At 55.5% G+C, this 13347-nt stretch carries 15 protein-coding genes; 8 read left to right on the plus strand and 7 right to left on the minus strand.

What is annotated here, in order from left to right; genetic code table 11:
- Positions 1-12 precede the first annotated feature (12 nt).
- Genes ACK13D_RS09640 through ACK13D_RS09655 form a run of 4 tightly spaced genes read left to right on the plus strand, consistent with a single transcriptional unit; the run spans position 13 to position 3783 of the window.
- Positions 13-732, plus strand: a complete 720-nt coding sequence (locus ACK13D_RS09640; RefSeq protein WP_132498854.1) for an ABC transporter permease — start codon at positions 13-15, stop codon at positions 730-732.
- Positions 733-740: 8 nt separating this feature from the next.
- On the plus strand, positions 741-1472 hold the full coding sequence (locus ACK13D_RS09645; protein WP_010254311.1) for an ABC transporter permease: 732 nt from the start codon (positions 741-743) through the stop codon (positions 1470-1472).
- Positions 1473-1474: 2 nt separating this feature from the next.
- Positions 1475-2269 (plus strand): ABC transporter ATP-binding protein, encoded by a 795-nt coding sequence (locus ACK13D_RS09650; protein ID WP_022625980.1) that lies wholly within the window; start codon positions 1475-1477, stop codon positions 2267-2269.
- Complete coding sequence (locus ACK13D_RS09655; protein WP_418796247.1) at positions 2266-3783, plus strand: HAL/PAL/TAL family ammonia-lyase; 1518 nt, start codon at positions 2266-2268, stop codon at positions 3781-3783. Before ACK13D_RS09650 ends, ACK13D_RS09655 begins: the two co-directional genes overlap by 4 nt.
- Before the next feature lie 3 nt (positions 3784-3786).
- Here ACK13D_RS09655 and ACK13D_RS09660 read toward each other — a convergent pair whose 3' ends face one another.
- A complete protein-coding gene (locus ACK13D_RS09660) occupies positions 3787-4419 on the minus strand; it encodes a flavin reductase family protein (protein WP_022625978.1) in 633 nt (210 codons plus the stop codon).
- A 141-nt stretch (positions 4420-4560) separates the two neighbouring features.
- On the opposite strand from ACK13D_RS09660, the gene rlmF reads away from it, so the two are divergent.
- Entirely contained in the window at positions 4561-5493 is a 933-nt protein-coding gene (gene rlmF, locus ACK13D_RS09665; RefSeq protein ID WP_397322365.1) for a 23S rRNA (adenine(1618)-N(6))-methyltransferase RlmF, read from the plus strand.
- A 314-nt stretch (positions 5494-5807) separates the two neighbouring features.
- On the opposite strand, the gene glnQ is transcribed toward rlmF, so the two are convergent.
- The 5 genes from glnQ to rhtA all read right to left on the minus strand — a co-directional run bounded on the left by glnQ (position 5808) and on the right by rhtA (position 10075).
- Positions 5808-6530, minus strand: coding sequence for a glutamine ABC transporter ATP-binding protein GlnQ (gene glnQ, locus ACK13D_RS09670; RefSeq protein WP_010254327.1), 723 nt, complete (start codon positions 6528-6530; stop codon positions 5808-5810).
- The gene (glnP, locus tag ACK13D_RS09675; protein WP_022625976.1) at positions 6527-7186 is read right to left on the minus strand and encodes a glutamine ABC transporter permease GlnP; all 660 of its coding nucleotides are present in this window, start codon (positions 7184-7186) and stop codon (positions 6527-6529) included. Before glnP ends, glnQ begins: the two co-directional genes overlap by 4 nt.
- 78 nt (positions 7187-7264) lie before the next feature.
- On the minus strand, positions 7265-8011 hold the full coding sequence (gene glnH, locus ACK13D_RS09680; RefSeq protein ID WP_010254333.1) for a glutamine ABC transporter substrate-binding protein GlnH: 747 nt from the start codon (positions 8009-8011) through the stop codon (positions 7265-7267).
- A 319-nt stretch (positions 8012-8330) separates the two neighbouring features.
- Positions 8331-8834 (minus strand): DNA starvation/stationary phase protection protein Dps, encoded by a 504-nt coding sequence (gene dps, locus ACK13D_RS09685; protein WP_010254336.1) that lies wholly within the window; start codon positions 8832-8834, stop codon positions 8331-8333.
- A 326-nt stretch (positions 8835-9160) separates the two neighbouring features.
- On the minus strand, positions 9161-10075 hold the full coding sequence (gene rhtA / locus ACK13D_RS09690) for a threonine/homoserine exporter RhtA (protein ID WP_187505328.1): 915 nt from the start codon (positions 10073-10075) through the stop codon (positions 9161-9163).
- A 368-nt stretch (positions 10076-10443) separates the two neighbouring features.
- On the opposite strand from rhtA, the gene ompX reads away from it, so the two are divergent.
- Entirely contained in the window at positions 10444-10956 is a 513-nt protein-coding gene (gene ompX / locus ACK13D_RS09695) for an outer membrane protein OmpX (RefSeq protein ID WP_010254344.1), read from the plus strand.
- A gap of 240 nt (positions 10957-11196) precedes the next feature.
- On the opposite strand, the gene ACK13D_RS09700 is transcribed toward ompX, so the two are convergent.
- On the minus strand, positions 11197-11388 hold the full coding sequence (locus tag ACK13D_RS09700; protein ID WP_418796248.1) for a hypothetical protein: 192 nt from the start codon (positions 11386-11388) through the stop codon (positions 11197-11199).
- A 253-nt stretch (positions 11389-11641) separates the two neighbouring features.
- Between ACK13D_RS09700 and mntR the strand changes: the two genes are divergently transcribed.
- The gene (gene mntR, locus ACK13D_RS09705; protein WP_010254350.1) at positions 11642-12100 is read left to right on the plus strand and encodes a manganese-binding transcriptional regulator MntR; all 459 of its coding nucleotides are present in this window, start codon (positions 11642-11644) and stop codon (positions 12098-12100) included.
- A gap of 20 nt (positions 12101-12120) precedes the next feature.
- A complete protein-coding gene (locus tag ACK13D_RS09710) occupies positions 12121-13230 on the plus strand; it encodes an SLC13 family permease (protein ID WP_022625975.1) in 1110 nt (369 codons plus the stop codon).
- The last annotated feature ends 117 nt before the right edge of the window (positions 13231-13347 follow it).

Here is a 13347-nt window from a genome sequence, read left to right on the forward strand (position 1 = left end):
GTGAGGTAACTGATGATAAGCCTGCTGAGTTTTGGCCCGGAGGGCTGGGGACGGTTGATTCTGAGTGCCACGCTGACGACGTTGCTGCTCTCATTTGCCGCGCTGCTGGTCGGTGCGGTAGTGGGATCGGGCGTCGCCGCTGCGAAGTTATCCACGCACCGCGCGGTGCGCTGGGCAGGGGAAGGCTACTCGGTGATCTTTCGTGGCATTCCTGAGCTGCTGGTGATCTACCTGTTCTACTTCGGCGGATCGGGATTGATCACGCAGATCGGACAACTGTTTGGCGCGGACGGGTTTATCGAAGCGCCGCCGTTCCTGATCGGGGCGCTGGCCATCGGGCTTATCTCCGGCTCTTACCAGGCGGAAGTCTATCGTGCCGCACGGCTGGCCCTGGCGAAAGGGGAGATCGAAGCCGCTGTCGCTATTGGTATGCCGCGCTGGCGTATCCGGCAACGCATCCTGCTGCCGCAGGTGGCGCGCTATGCGCTGCCTGGCCTGTCAAACGTCTGGCAGATGAGCCTGAAAGACTCGGCGCTGGTGTCAGTGACCGGCATTGTCGAGCTGATGCGGGCCAGCCAGATCGCGGCCGGCTCCACCCGTGATTACTTCTCCTTTTATCTGGTGGGCGGTGCCTGTTATCTGCTGCTGACGCTGCTGTCGAACCGCGCCTTTCTGCGGGCTGAATCCCGTCTTGGTCGCGCCTGGCAAAGCCGCACCGCTGCACAGCATTAAGGAGACTTATGATCGATTTCGCGTTCCTCACTGACACCTTCCTTAAACTCAGCGCCGCGTTGCCGGTTACGCTGGGCCTGTTTATCAGCGCCTTCCTGTGCGGTGGCGTGCTGGCGGTGGGTATTCTGGCGCTGCGCATGAGCCGCTGGCGTCTGCTGAGTGCTTTTGCCCGTGGCTACATTCTGGTGTTTCGCGGCTCGCCGCTGATGATCCAGCTGTTCCTGATCTACTACGGCCTCGGGCAGTTTGGTGTGATCCGGCACAGTCTCTTCTGGCCGTTTCTGCGTGAGCCCTTTACCTGTGCGGTGCTGGCGCTGTCGCTCTGCACCGCCGCCTACACCGCGGAGATCCTGCGCGGTGCGCTGCTGGCTGTGCCGCCTGGTCAGGTGGAGGCGGGGATGGCGTGCGGCATGTCGCGCGGGCTGCTGCTGCGGCGCATTATCGCGCCGGTGATGCTGCGTTATGCGCTGCCCGCTTACTCCACCGAGGCGATTCTGCTGGTGAAGTCGACCGCGCTGGCCAGTCTGGTCACGGTCTGGGATGTCACCGGGGTGGCGCAGCAGATTATCCAGCGTACTTACCGCACCATGGAGGTGTTTCTCTGTGCGGCGGCGATCTACCTGATCCTCAACTTCATCATTGTGCAACTGTATGCCCTGCTGGAGCGGCGTCTGACGCCGGTTCATAAACCGGAAAAAAAGCCGTTACCGGCCGCTAAGCCGATTCCTGGAGGAAAATAAACATGTCTGAACTGCCACCCGTCACGCTGTCGGCCAGCGATATCCATAAATCCTTTGGCGCCATGGAGGTGCTGAAAGGCATCTCGCTGCAGGCGCACCAGGGCGATGTTATCTCAATACTCGGTGCCAGCGGCTCGGGCAAAAGTACGCTGCTGCGCTGCATTAATCTGCTTGAGACGCCTGACGCGGGCGTGGTCAGCGTGGGCGGTGAAACCATTGAGATGAAGCGCCATGCCCGGGGACACCAGCTGGCGGCTAATCCGCGTCAGATTGAGCGGCTGCGCTCCCGGCTCGGCATGGTGTTTCAGAGCTTTAACCTCTGGTCGCACCTGACGGTGCTGCAAAATGTCATTGAAGGGCCGCACTACGTCCTCAAGCGCGATAAAAAAGCCTGTATTGCCCAGGCGGAACAGCTGCTTGATCGGGTCGGTCTGCTGAATCGCAAAGATTTCTATCCCGCCCAGCTTTCAGGCGGTCAGCAGCAGCGGGTGGCGATCGCCCGTGCGCTGGCAATGGACCCGGAGGTGATGCTGTTTGATGAGCCAACTTCGGCACTCGATCCGGAACTGGTGGGCGAGGTGCTGAAGGTCATGCGCAGCCTGGCGGAAGAGGGCCGCACCATGCTGGTGGTGACCCATGAGATGGGTTTTGCCCGCAACGTCTCTAACCGGGTGGTGTTTATGCATCAGGGCACTATTGATTGTCAGGGCACGCCAGAAGCGATGTTCGGCGAGGCGGGATCGGCGCGCTTTAAGCAGTTTATCTCCAGTCATCATCAGGTGGAGCCGGTGGTATGAGCGACGTAATACGTCAGACGCTGGTCTGGGGCGATGGCCCGCTGAAATGGCAGGCGCTGGTGCAGGTCGCCCGGCACGGCGCCAACCTGACGCTGAGCGACAGTGCCTGGCAGCGCATTGCGCAGAGCCGTGAAATCGTCGGGAATATCGTGGCGGCGGGGCAGGTGGCTTACGGCATCAATACCGGGCTGGGGGCGTTGTGCAACATCACCCTGTCTGAAGATGAGCTGAGCCAGCTGTCGCGCAATACCCTGCTGAGTCATGCCTGTGGCGTCGGGCCGGTGCTGGCAAAACCCGAGGTCCGCGCCATTCTGTGCGCTGCGATTGCGAACTACAGCCACGGAAAATCAGGTGTTTCAGTGGCGCTGGTGCAACATCTCCTGGCGCTGCTAAACCTGCAGATTACGCCACAGGTACCGTCGCAGGGATCGGTGGGATATCTGACCCACATGGCGCATATCGGCCTGGCGCTGATTGGCATCGGCGAGGTGGAGTGGCAGGGTGAAATCATGCCCGCGCAGCAGGCGCTGGCCCAGGCGGGATTAGCCCCTTACCGGCCTGGTGCCAAAGAGGGGCTGAGCCTGGTCAACGGCACGCCCTGCATGACCGGCTTAGCCTGTCTGGCGCTGGACGATGCCGAACGGCTGCTGGACTGGGCAGACGTTACCGGTGCGATGAGCTTTGAGGCGCTGCGCGGTCAGATGGTGGCGTTTGACCCTGAGGTGCTGGCGCTGAAGGCCAGCCCGGGGATTCAGCGCAGTGGCGAACGCCTGCGCCAGTTGCTGAGTGACAGCCCGCTGCTGAAAGCCAGCGTTGGCATCCGGACTCAGGATGCACTCAGTCTGCGCTCGATGCCGCAGGTGCACGGCGCCTGTCGCGATCAGTTTAGTCACGCTGTCCGTCAGGTGGAGACCGAACTCAACGCCTGTACCGACAATCCGCTGGTGCTGGGGACGCCGCAGGCCTGGCGCGTGGTGTCACAGTCCAATCCGCATGGCGAGTCGGTGGCAATGGCCTGCGACCTGCTGGCGATTGCGATGGCGGAGCTGGGCAGCATCGCCGAGCGACGGCTTGATCGGCTGGTGAATCCGCTGGTCAGCGGCCTGCCGCCATTTCTGGTGGCCGAGCCGGGCGTCAATTCCGGCATGATGATTGCGCAGTACGTGGCGGCGTCACTCTGCGCGGAGAACCGTCAGCTGGCGCAGCCTGCGGTGCTTGATAACTATGTCACTTCAGGATTACAGGAGGATCATCTGAGCCTCGGCACCGGCTCGGCGCTGAAGCTGCTGAAACTGGTCAGCAATGTTGATCACATTATCGCGATTGAGTATCTGCTGGCGGCGCAGGCGCTGGAGTTTCACGGTGAGTCACAACTGGCAGCAGGCACGCGGCGCGCCTGGCAGCATTTGCGGCAGGTTGTTGATCGCTGGCAGCAGGATCGCTGGCTGGCACCCGACATCGCCCGCGCGGTGGCTCAGATTAAAGCGCACCGGGCCGATGCGCTTGTGGGGTAAGGATTATCTGCGGCGCGCGTCCGGACGGACTAAATCAAAACGTTGCGCTTCGCTGATGCCGTAATAGGCGCTGGGGCCGCCCGCGCGCAGAATCGGCTCGGCTTTAGCGGTCTGATAAATGCCCTCTTCCAGCAGCGATTCATCGATGTGAATCGCCACCGCTTCACCCAGCACCAGCCAGCTGTCGATCAGATTGCCGCTGGCATCCTGCAGCTGAATCAGTTGCGTCAGGCGGCACTCGAAGTTGACCGGGCTCTCTGCCACCAGACTGGCGCTGACCTGTGAAGCCGCCAGCGGCGTTAAACCGGCAAAGGCGAACTCATCCTGATCGGCAGGCAGCGAGGCGGAACTTTCGTTCATCGCTTCCGCCAGCGGACGCGTCGCCAGGTTCCAGACAAACTCTTTGGTCTCAGCAATATTTCTCACGCTGTCTTTCCAGCCGCTGCTGGCGAAACCGATAATCGGTGGATGATAGTTGAAACAGTTAAAGAAGCTGTAAGGTGCCAGATTGTGCTGGCCGCTGCTGCTCACTGAGCTAATCCAGCCGATCGGGCGCGGCCCGATAATGGCGTTCAGCGGATCGTGCGGCAGACCGTGACCAGCACGGGGTTGATAGGAATAGCGTTTCCGGGTCATAACTTCTCCAGCAGGGAATTTTATTTATCTTAGCCCGACAGCATCTCCCGACGGAATCGGAAAGAGGTAAGCGGATGGTGCGGGTTTATTTTCCGCCGCCTACAGCGTATTGTACGCGCGCCTGAATAATTGAGAGAACGTATGAAAAAGTCAGCCAGCACGTCGCCCTTCCACGCCCGCAATCGCCATCAGGGCGAATACGATTTTGCCGCGTTAACCGCTGCCCATCCGCCGCTGAAAGCCAAAGTCCGGCCCAATGGGTATGGCGTGCAGTCCGTGGATTTCGCGGACCCGGAGGCGGTGATGCTGCTGAACCAGGCGCTGATCAAACTATTTTACGACATCGACTGGCAGCTGGCTCCCGGCTCACTCTGCCCGCCCGTGCCGGGACGCGCCGATTATCTGCACTACCTTGCCGATCTGCTGGCGCTGGATAACAACGGCGTGATCCCGACGGCGGACGTTCTGGATGTCGGCTGCGGTGCAAACTGCATCTATCCGCTGATTGGCGCGGCAGAATATGGCTGGCGCTTTACCGGCACCGAAGTCGATGAAGCCGCCATCAAAGCCGCTAACCGCATTGTTGCGGCCAATCTGCGCCTGACGCGCCAGATCCGTCTGCGTCGTCAGAAAAACAGCGATGCAGTGCTGGCTGGTGTGGTCAGTAAAACTGAATTTTTCAGTGCAGTGATGTGTAACCCGCCATTCCACGCCTCGGCGGAAGAGGCGGTATCGGGATCGCAGCGTAAGGTCCGCAATCTCGGACTGGATAAGAGTGCGCCGCTCAACTTTGGCGGCCAGCACAATGAGCTGTGGTATCCCGGGGGCGAAAAAGGTTTTATCGGCAAGATGATCGCCGAGAGCGTGGCGTTTGGTCGTCAGATCGGCTGGTTTACCTCGCTGGTGTCGCGCAAAGAGAACTTACCGGCGCTGGAAAAACAGCTGCAGGCGCTCGACGTGGCGGAGATGCGGGTGGTTAATATGGCGCAGGGTCAGAAGCAGAGTCGCTTCCTGGCGTGGAGTTTTATGCCTGCCGCCCAGCGCACTAAACTGCTGAGTCGCCTGGGGAACTGAGGTGTCGCTTTACATGGTAACAGGTGTATCTGTGGGCGAAGAGTAAAATAGAACGGGCCGCGATGCGGCCCGTTTTGATTGTTGACAACGCCCGACTCGGTGGAGGTAAGACCGAGCTGGCACAGGGAACCCGGTCAGATCGGAAAGACGCAAAGGCTGTCATCCATGACACGCTCGGCCCGCGCCGTCCCTGGCGCGGGACGCTTTCCTCTTCTGACCGGGTTCCCTGTGCTTCGGGTTTATTCGTTGCTGCCAGATTTACCCTGGTTTGGATTGTCATCAGTTTTAACGGGCCGCTTAGCGGCCCATTTTGATCAGGAGACGTGCTGCAGGAATTCGCGCAGACGCTCGCTCGGTGGGTTGCTGATCAGGCTGTCGGGATCGCCATCTTCCGCAATCCGGCCTTTATCGATAAAGATCAGCCGTGAGGCCACCTTCTGTGCGAAGCCTACTTCGTGCGTCACAATCACCATCGTCATGCCTTCTTCCGCCAGATCCTGCATCACCTTCAGCACTTCGTGACGCAGTTCCGGGTCGAGCGCTGAGGTTGGCTCATCAAACAGCATCATTTTCGGCTTAACTGCCAGCGCACGGGCAATCGCCACGCGCTGCTGCTGGCCGCCGGAAAGCTCAGACGGGAAGTGATGCGCGCGCTCGGCGAGGCCCACTTTGCCCAGCAGCTCACGCGCCAGCTGGCGTGCCGCCTCTTTGCTGGCACCGCGCACACGGATAGGACCAAAGGCGACGTTATCCAGCGCACTCATCTGTGGGAACAGATGAAACTGCTGAAACACCATGCCCGCTTCCTGACGAATCAGGCGGTCATCGACTTTTGGATCATTGACGCGCAGGCCATCGACAATCAGTTCGCCACTGGTGATCTCTTCCAGCTTGTTAATGCAGCGCAGCAGGGTTGATTTACCGGAACCGGATGGGCCGATAATCACCACCACTTCGCCCTGGTTAATCTTCAGGTCAATATTGTGCAGCACCTGGGTCTGGCCAAAATGCTTGGAGACATCTTTAAATTCAATCACAGGATTTTCACCCTTTTCTCAATGCGGCGCAGCACAAAGCTCAACACCAGCGTAATAACCAGATAGATAATCGCGACGGCGCTCCAGATTTCCAGCGCGCGGAAGTTACCGGCAATAATCTCCTGACCCTGACGAGTCAGTTCAGCCACGCCGATAACGATAAACAGCGAAGTATCTTTGATGCTGACAATCCACTGGTTGCCCAGCGGTGGCAGCATACGGCGCAGCGCCAGCGGCATAATCACGTAGCGCAGCGTCTCGCGGCTCGACAGGCCAAGCGCCAGTCCGGCTTCGCGGAAGCCCTTGTTGATCGACAGCACGGCACCACGAGTAATCTCGGCAATGTAAGCGCCGGAGTTAATCATGATGGTTACCACCGCCGCGCTGAAGGGATCAATGCGCAGGTCGGGGAACGCCATCGGTAAAGCAAAATAGATAAACATCACCTGCACCACGATAGGGGTGCCGCGAATGATTTCGATAAACACCAGTGCGATGTTATTGGTGATCCAGCCACCGTAAGCGCGGGCAAAGCCCGCTACCAGGCCGATGAAGAGGCCGCCAACCAGTCCAATAATTGAGATAATTAAGGTCAGTTTAGCGCCTTCAAGCAGCGCTGGCATGGCGGGCCAGATGACGCTCCAGTCAAACTCCATGGTGTCACTCCAGATATGTTGCGATGGAAAAAAGCAGGGAAAAAGTTTCCCTGCTGAAATCAGATAACGGGCAAATTATTATTTAGGTTCGGTGCCGAACCATTTTTTATAGAGCGTGTTGTAGGTGCCGTTCTCTTTCAGGGTTTTGAGTGCGCCGTTTACTTTTTCACGTAAATCGTCGCTGCCTTTCGGGAAGGCGATACCATACTGCTGCGCTTCAATTGAATCGCCTACCGCTTTAAAGCGGCCTTTACCGGCGGTATGGATGAAGTAAAGGATGTTAGGCGTGTCATGCAGCACGGCGTCCGCGCGGTTGGTGCCCAGTTCCATATAGGCGCTGTCGATATTCGGGAACTGACGCAGATCTTTGGATTTGATGTTGGCTTTCGCGTATTCCACGGAGCCGGTGCCGCTTTTCACTGCGACCACTTTACCGTTCAGATCGCTGATGCCTTTGATGTCGTTTTCATTGTTACGCACCATCACCTGCAGACCGCTTTTGTAATAGCCGTCAGAGAACTCAATCGCTTTTTTACGTTCCTCGGTAATGGTGATACCCGCCAGTGCCAGATCGACATTGCGCGTTTGCAGTGCAGGGATAATGCCGCTGAAGTCCATTGGCTTCAGGGTGTAATCGAGCTTCAGCTCTTTCGCAATGGCATCCCACAGATCCACATCGAAGCCGACATATTTATCACCCTGTTTAAATTCAAACGGAACAAAGGCGGTATCCGTGGCGACGACCAGCTTTTTGTCTGCTGCAGTGGAAGAGAGAGAGAAGGCCAGCGCCAGCGCGGCCACAGAAACTTTTAACAGTGACTTCATCATTTTTCCTTTTTTTACTACCAGGCGGCAGGGCCTGCGTTTGCGGCTTGTCATATGAAAGAATTATGCCAACTTTGCAAAATCCGCGAAATCAGAGAGTTAAATAACATAGCTGACACGATTTTGCAGTTAATTCTGCCATTGCACTATTTTGGTGCTCAGTTTTGGTGCAGGTGGCTGTTTTGGTGCAAGCGGTAGTGTGCCTCAGATGTTAAGGCTGTGAAGCGGAGGAGGGAAGAACTGTTAACAGGGTCATAAAAATGCGGTAACACAGACGTAAAAAAGGCGGGTTTCCCCGCCTGACAGACTGCATTGAGTCTTATTCGATGTTCGCTTCGATAAACCACAGGAATTTATCAAGGTCACGTGATGCCGCAGTAAAGATATCAGCGGTATCTTCGTCTTTTACTTCAGTGATCGCTTTACGGGTGTCATTCGCGACAACGCTGTAACGGTCTGCCAGCGCTTTCAGATGATCCTGAACGCTGTGAATATTCAGCGGATAGCTCTTCAGCGGAGTCGTATCGTTAACGACCTGCGTGGTGCCCAGCGCCACGCCACCCAGCTGAACCACACGCTCGGCAATAGTATCCTGATGATCGGTAATCGCGGTGCGGAAGCCGTCCAGCATCTCATGCACACCGATAAAATTAGCACCGCGCATGTTCCAGTGCGCCTGCTTAGTGATCAATGACAGGTCAATAAACTCGACTACCAGACGGTTTAACACCGCGATGGTGGCTTTTTTATCGTCTTCGGCCACATCATTGCGGGTATAAATCAGGTCAGAAGATTTAGTTTTAACCAATTTAGCGGTACTCATCGTTTCAGTCCTCTCTTTGATGGTTGTCCTAATCAAGTACCGGATAAGTATAGCAGCGCTTTTCAGCTTTGCAGAAACGACTTTGTCGATGGATGAAATAGCGTGCGTCTTTAGTCAGAGCAGGGCTGGGCTAAGAAGGTTAATGCCATGTTAAAATATAAAATTAAATAAATAGATAATTAAATCATTAGGTTATTCTATTATGTAAATAACTGGTAAGTGTCTGTTTCAAAATAGACAACGCAGGAAGGAGCGAAGATTAGGAATAATTCTCATGATGAGCATGATTATTATTTAGCCCCGCCAGCAGGCGGGGCGGATAGCGTTTATTTATGGATATCGTCTGATAATTCAACGCTGTTTAACTGACTCTTTTTCGGCCGCATGGTCAGCGTTGAACCTGCCGAGGCGATGATGATCGCCAGCAGCGCCAGCCACTGAAGCCCGGTCAGGGTTTCCCCCAGAAACAGCATGCCGGAAAAGGCAGCCATGGCGGGTTCCAGACTCATCAGCGTGCCGAAGATGCGCGCCGGTAAGCGGGTGAGGGCGATCATCTCCAGCGAATAGGGGATGGCGCTGGAGAGCAGGGCAACCAGCAACGCGATCGGCATAACGGCCCATGTCCAGATGCCACTTTCTGCGAACGTCAGCCCCAGCGGTACAAAAATCACTGAGGCAATCAGCGACCCGATAGCCACTGTCGCCGGGCCATGTTCTGCGCCTGCCCGCTGTCCCGCCAGGATATAGATCGCCCAGCAGGCGCCTGCACTCACCGCCAGCGCAGCGCCCAGCGGATCAATCGCAGTCATGCCTGTGCCAAAAGGCAGCAGGAACCACAGACCAATCACGGCCAGCAGCACCCAGACAAAATCCAGTGGCCGGCGCGATCCGAATAGCGCCAGCGCCAGTGGGCCGGTAAATTCCAGTCCCACCGCCACACCCAGCGGCACGGTACGAATCGCCAGATAAAACGTGAAATTCATTGTGCCCAGCGCCAGTCCATACATCAGGAGTGGCAGACGTTGCTCCCGGCTAAAGCGTAAACGCCAGGGTTTGAAGATAATACAGAGTATCAGGGTGCCAAAGCCCAGACGCAGCGCGGTGATGCCGGTAGCGCCAACGGCAGGAAACAGGCTTTTCGCCAGCGAAGCGCCGCCCTGAAGCGACAGCATCGCAATCAGCAGCACGGCAATCGGCATCACTATCGGGGCAAGGTTTTTAGAAGCGGGAGAGGCAGACATCCTGTGTACTTTTCCTGGTCATCAACGTAATTAGTCAGCCAGTGTAAAGGAAATAGCAGGCAAAAAATCACGGAATGGGGTTTTAAATTTCTCTCAACTGAGCGATTTTTGGCCAGAATCAGGGCCATTTAGGTAAAGAAATGTCAGGTTTTTTTAGGATTTAACTTAAAGAACGAAATGAGCACAAAATGATTATTGCAGAAAGATGACGGATTTTATAAGAAAAATGAATGACATAGGTTGTCGCATTAACTTCCTGTTACACCAAACATTCTGTTAGACAACAAAATCCGGGCAGAGTTTCTCGCTATTTTTTGTTATATTTTCAGCGTTGTCAGGAGAGAAGTATTTTCACATTTGAGGTGGTTATGAAAAAAATTGCATGTCTTTCAGCATTAGCCTGTGTACTGGCAGTATCTGCAGGTTCAGCAATGGCACAGAGCACCGTAACTGGTGGCTATGCTCAGAGCGACTATCAGGGCGTAGCTAACAAAGCTAACGGCTTCAACCTGAAATACCGCTACGAAGACGGTTCTAACCCACTGGGTTGGATCGGTTCATTCACCTACACAGAAAAAGATAACACCGATTCTGGCATTTATAACAAAGGCCAGTACTACGGTGTGACCGGTGGTCCTGCTTTCCGTCTGAACGACTGGGCAAGCATCTACGGTGTTGTGGGTATCGGCTACGGTAAATTCCAGCAGAACGATACTTCATCACGCGATAAAACTGATTCAAGCGACGTAGGTTTCTCTTACGGCGCAGGTCTGCAGTTTAACCCAGTTCAGGACTTCGCAGTTGACGTTGGTTACGAGCAGAGCCGTATCCGTAACGTTGACGTTGGCACCTGGATTGCTGGCGTAGGTTACAGCTTCTAAGTTTAGCTTAGCTGACCTGCAAAAAAGCGGCCCCTTGTGGGCCGTTTTTTATTGTGCTGATTTACTCACCCTTCTCTCGTATCTGCACGTTTCCCGACTTTTCCGGATCGCTGTAGCCGATCAGCAGCCATGCTGGTTGAAGCCGCAGGTCATATTGATTCGATGGGGAAACAGGAAAAAAAGAGAGCAGAAAGGGAGAGTGCGCCTCTCAGCCAGCGGCTGAAAGGCATAGAATCAGGATTAGCCGCGCCAGATGAGTTTCTGACAGCGACGATCGTCAGACTTATGGCCCAGCAGTTTTTCCAGCAACATCAGACGCAGTGTGAACGGTGAACGCGTCAGCAGGCACAGCCAGGATTTCATCTCCGTGGATGTTTTCTTCTCAGCCTGGAAGCATTTACTGCAATCTAAGCAACATTTCAGGGTGCTCATAGAATCACCTCCCAATCATTGTCGACGCGGTAGTCAGCAGCCTGCGGTGAGAGGCGTCATCATCACCGGAGCAACAGAGGATCACCAGGGATCGCTCTTTTGCTGCTTACATTATCGTCAAATATAGCACTGGCTATATCCTTTAGCCAAGGCTAATGACGAAAAATTTGAGCTTCTTTGCGGCTGGTTTACAATGAGCGCAGCTAAAGCCGTACAGCAGTGACAGTACGGGAAAAAATAATGAGGAAGCTGAATGAGTCGTCGTGCTAAAAGCGTGGTTTCTGCGCCAAAAGGACCACTGAAAGATATTGAAGAGCATGTCGAAGGTTTTCGGCAGGTGCGTGAAGCGCATCGTCGGGAATTAATTGATGACTACGTTGAGTTAATCTCTGATTTGATTGGTGAATTTGGCGAAGCGCGTCAGGTTGATATGGCGGCCCGCCTGGGCGTTTCGCAACCGACCGTAGCGAAAATGCTGAAGCGGCTTGGCAGTGCCGGGCTGGTTGAACAAGTGCCTTACCGCGGTGTCTTTCTGACTGGTGAAGGAGAGAAACTGGCAGAGGAGAGTCGCGCCCGTCATCACATTGTTGAAAGTTTTCTGCTGGCGTTAGGCATCAGTCCCGAAACTGCCCGACGTGATTCAGAAGGTATTGAGCATCACGTCAGTGATGAAACGCTGGCCGTATTTAAGAAATTCTCCGAAACCCGCTAACGCTAAGGCGTACCTTCATCATGCCTCAACTGCTTCGATCTTTTTTGCATGACTCTGTTTTGCATTTATTAATTGTGATTGGTGTAGTTCTGGCATTTCTGGCGGATTTTCGCTGGGCCGATCTGCCCGGTGCCGTAGACTGGCATACCATTATTACGCTCACCGGGTTGTTGATCCTGACCAAAGGGCTGGAAACCAGTGGCTACTTTGACGTGCTGGGGGGACGACTGATTGCGCGTTTCCGGCACGAACGTGCGCTGGCGCTGTTTATGGTGCTGGCTGCCGCGTTGCTCTCTACGTTTCTGACCAATGATGTAGCGCTGTTTATTCTGGTGCCGCTGACGCTGACGCTGCGAAAGTTCTCTCACTTACCCATCTCGCGACTGATCATCTTCGAAGCGCTGGCGGTCAACGCCGGATCCCTGCTGACGCCGGTCGGCAACCCGCAAAACATTCTGCTGTGGAGCCACGGCAAATTAAGCGTTGTCGCGTTTATTGTGCAGATGCTGCCGCTGGCCGCCTGGCTGCTGCTTAGCCTGATGGTATTAACCTGGTTCAGCTTCTCAAAGCGGTCGATTGATAAGCATGACAACCCTGAACAGCCGCAGTGGCAGAAGCCGCTGTTTATTGTCAGCGTGGTGCTATACCTGCTGTTTATCGCCGGACTGGAGCTGGAAATCACCGGTTGGGTCCTGCTGCTGATTCTTGCCACGTTCCTGGTGATGGCGCGTCCGGTGCTGCTGCGCATCGACTGGAGCCTGCTGGCGGTGTTTATCGCCATGTTTATTGACGTCTTCCTGATGACGCGTCTGCCGGTGATGCAGGCTCACTTTGATGCGGTTTCTCATTTCGGTCAGGGGCAGCTCTACCTGCTGGCGATTGGTCTGTCACAGGTGATCAGCAACGTTCCGGCGACGATTCTGCTGCTGCAAAAAGTCCCGCCTGGCGATGTGCTGGCCTGGGCGGTCAATATTGGCGGATTCGGCCTGCTGCCGGGTTCGCTCGCCAACCTTATTGCTCTGCGTATGGCGAAAGATCGGGCCGTCTGGTGGCATTTCCATCTCTTTTCTCTCCCTCTGCTTGCCTGGTCGATGGCCAGCGGCTGGCTGCTGTTGCGGCTGCTTAATTAGGCCCGACGCATCCTGCTACCCGCCACAGGTGGCAGGATGTGCGCCATTTCTCAAGTTTCGTAAAGTTGCGCTGGATTTTGTCAGTTTCCGATATAAGGTTAACAGGACCTTTATGCC

The sequence above is a fragment of the Pantoea sp. K16 genome, from assembly GCF_048452805.1.
Taxonomy (GTDB): Bacteria; Pseudomonadota; Gammaproteobacteria; order Enterobacterales; family Enterobacteriaceae; genus Pantoea; species Pantoea agglomerans.

Excerpts from the sequence above, each read along its gene's own strand:
- ACK13D_RS09640 (WP_132498854.1), top strand. The coding sequence starts at position 13 with ATGATAAGCCTGCTGAGTTTTGGCCCGGAGGGCTGGGGACGGTTGATT.
- ACK13D_RS09645 (WP_010254311.1), top strand. The coding sequence starts at position 741 with ATGATCGATTTCGCGTTCCTCACTGACACCTTCCTTAAACTCAGCGCC.
- ACK13D_RS09650 (WP_022625980.1), top strand. The coding sequence starts at position 1,475 with ATGTCTGAACTGCCACCCGTCACGCTGTCGGCCAGCGATATCCATAAA.
- ACK13D_RS09655 (WP_418796247.1), top strand. The coding sequence starts at position 2,266 with ATGAGCGACGTAATACGTCAGACGCTGGTCTGGGGCGATGGCCCGCTG.
- ACK13D_RS09660 (WP_022625978.1), bottom strand. The coding sequence starts at position 4,419 with ATGACCCGGAAACGCTATTCCTATCAACCCCGTGCTGGTCACGGTCTG.
- rlmF (WP_397322365.1), top strand. The coding sequence starts at position 4,561 with ATGAAAAAGTCAGCCAGCACGTCGCCCTTCCACGCCCGCAATCGCCAT.
- glnP (WP_022625976.1), bottom strand. The coding sequence starts at position 7,186 with ATGGAGTTTGACTGGAGCGTCATCTGGCCCGCCATGCCAGCGCTGCTT.
- glnH (WP_010254333.1), bottom strand. The coding sequence starts at position 8,011 with ATGAAGTCACTGTTAAAAGTTTCTGTGGCCGCGCTGGCGCTGGCCTTC.
- dps (WP_010254336.1), bottom strand. The coding sequence starts at position 8,834 with ATGAGTACCGCTAAATTGGTTAAAACTAAATCTTCTGACCTGATTTAT.
- rhtA (WP_187505328.1), bottom strand. The coding sequence starts at position 10,075 with ATGTCTGCCTCTCCCGCTTCTAAAAACCTTGCCCCGATAGTGATGCCG.
- ompX (WP_010254344.1), top strand. The coding sequence starts at position 10,444 with ATGAAAAAAATTGCATGTCTTTCAGCATTAGCCTGTGTACTGGCAGTA.
- ACK13D_RS09700 (WP_418796248.1), bottom strand. The coding sequence starts at position 11,388 with ATGAGCACCCTGAAATGTTGCTTAGATTGCAGTAAATGCTTCCAGGCT.
- mntR (WP_010254350.1), top strand. The coding sequence starts at position 11,642 with ATGAGTCGTCGTGCTAAAAGCGTGGTTTCTGCGCCAAAAGGACCACTG.
- ACK13D_RS09710 (WP_022625975.1), top strand. The coding sequence starts at position 12,121 with ATGCCTCAACTGCTTCGATCTTTTTTGCATGACTCTGTTTTGCATTTA.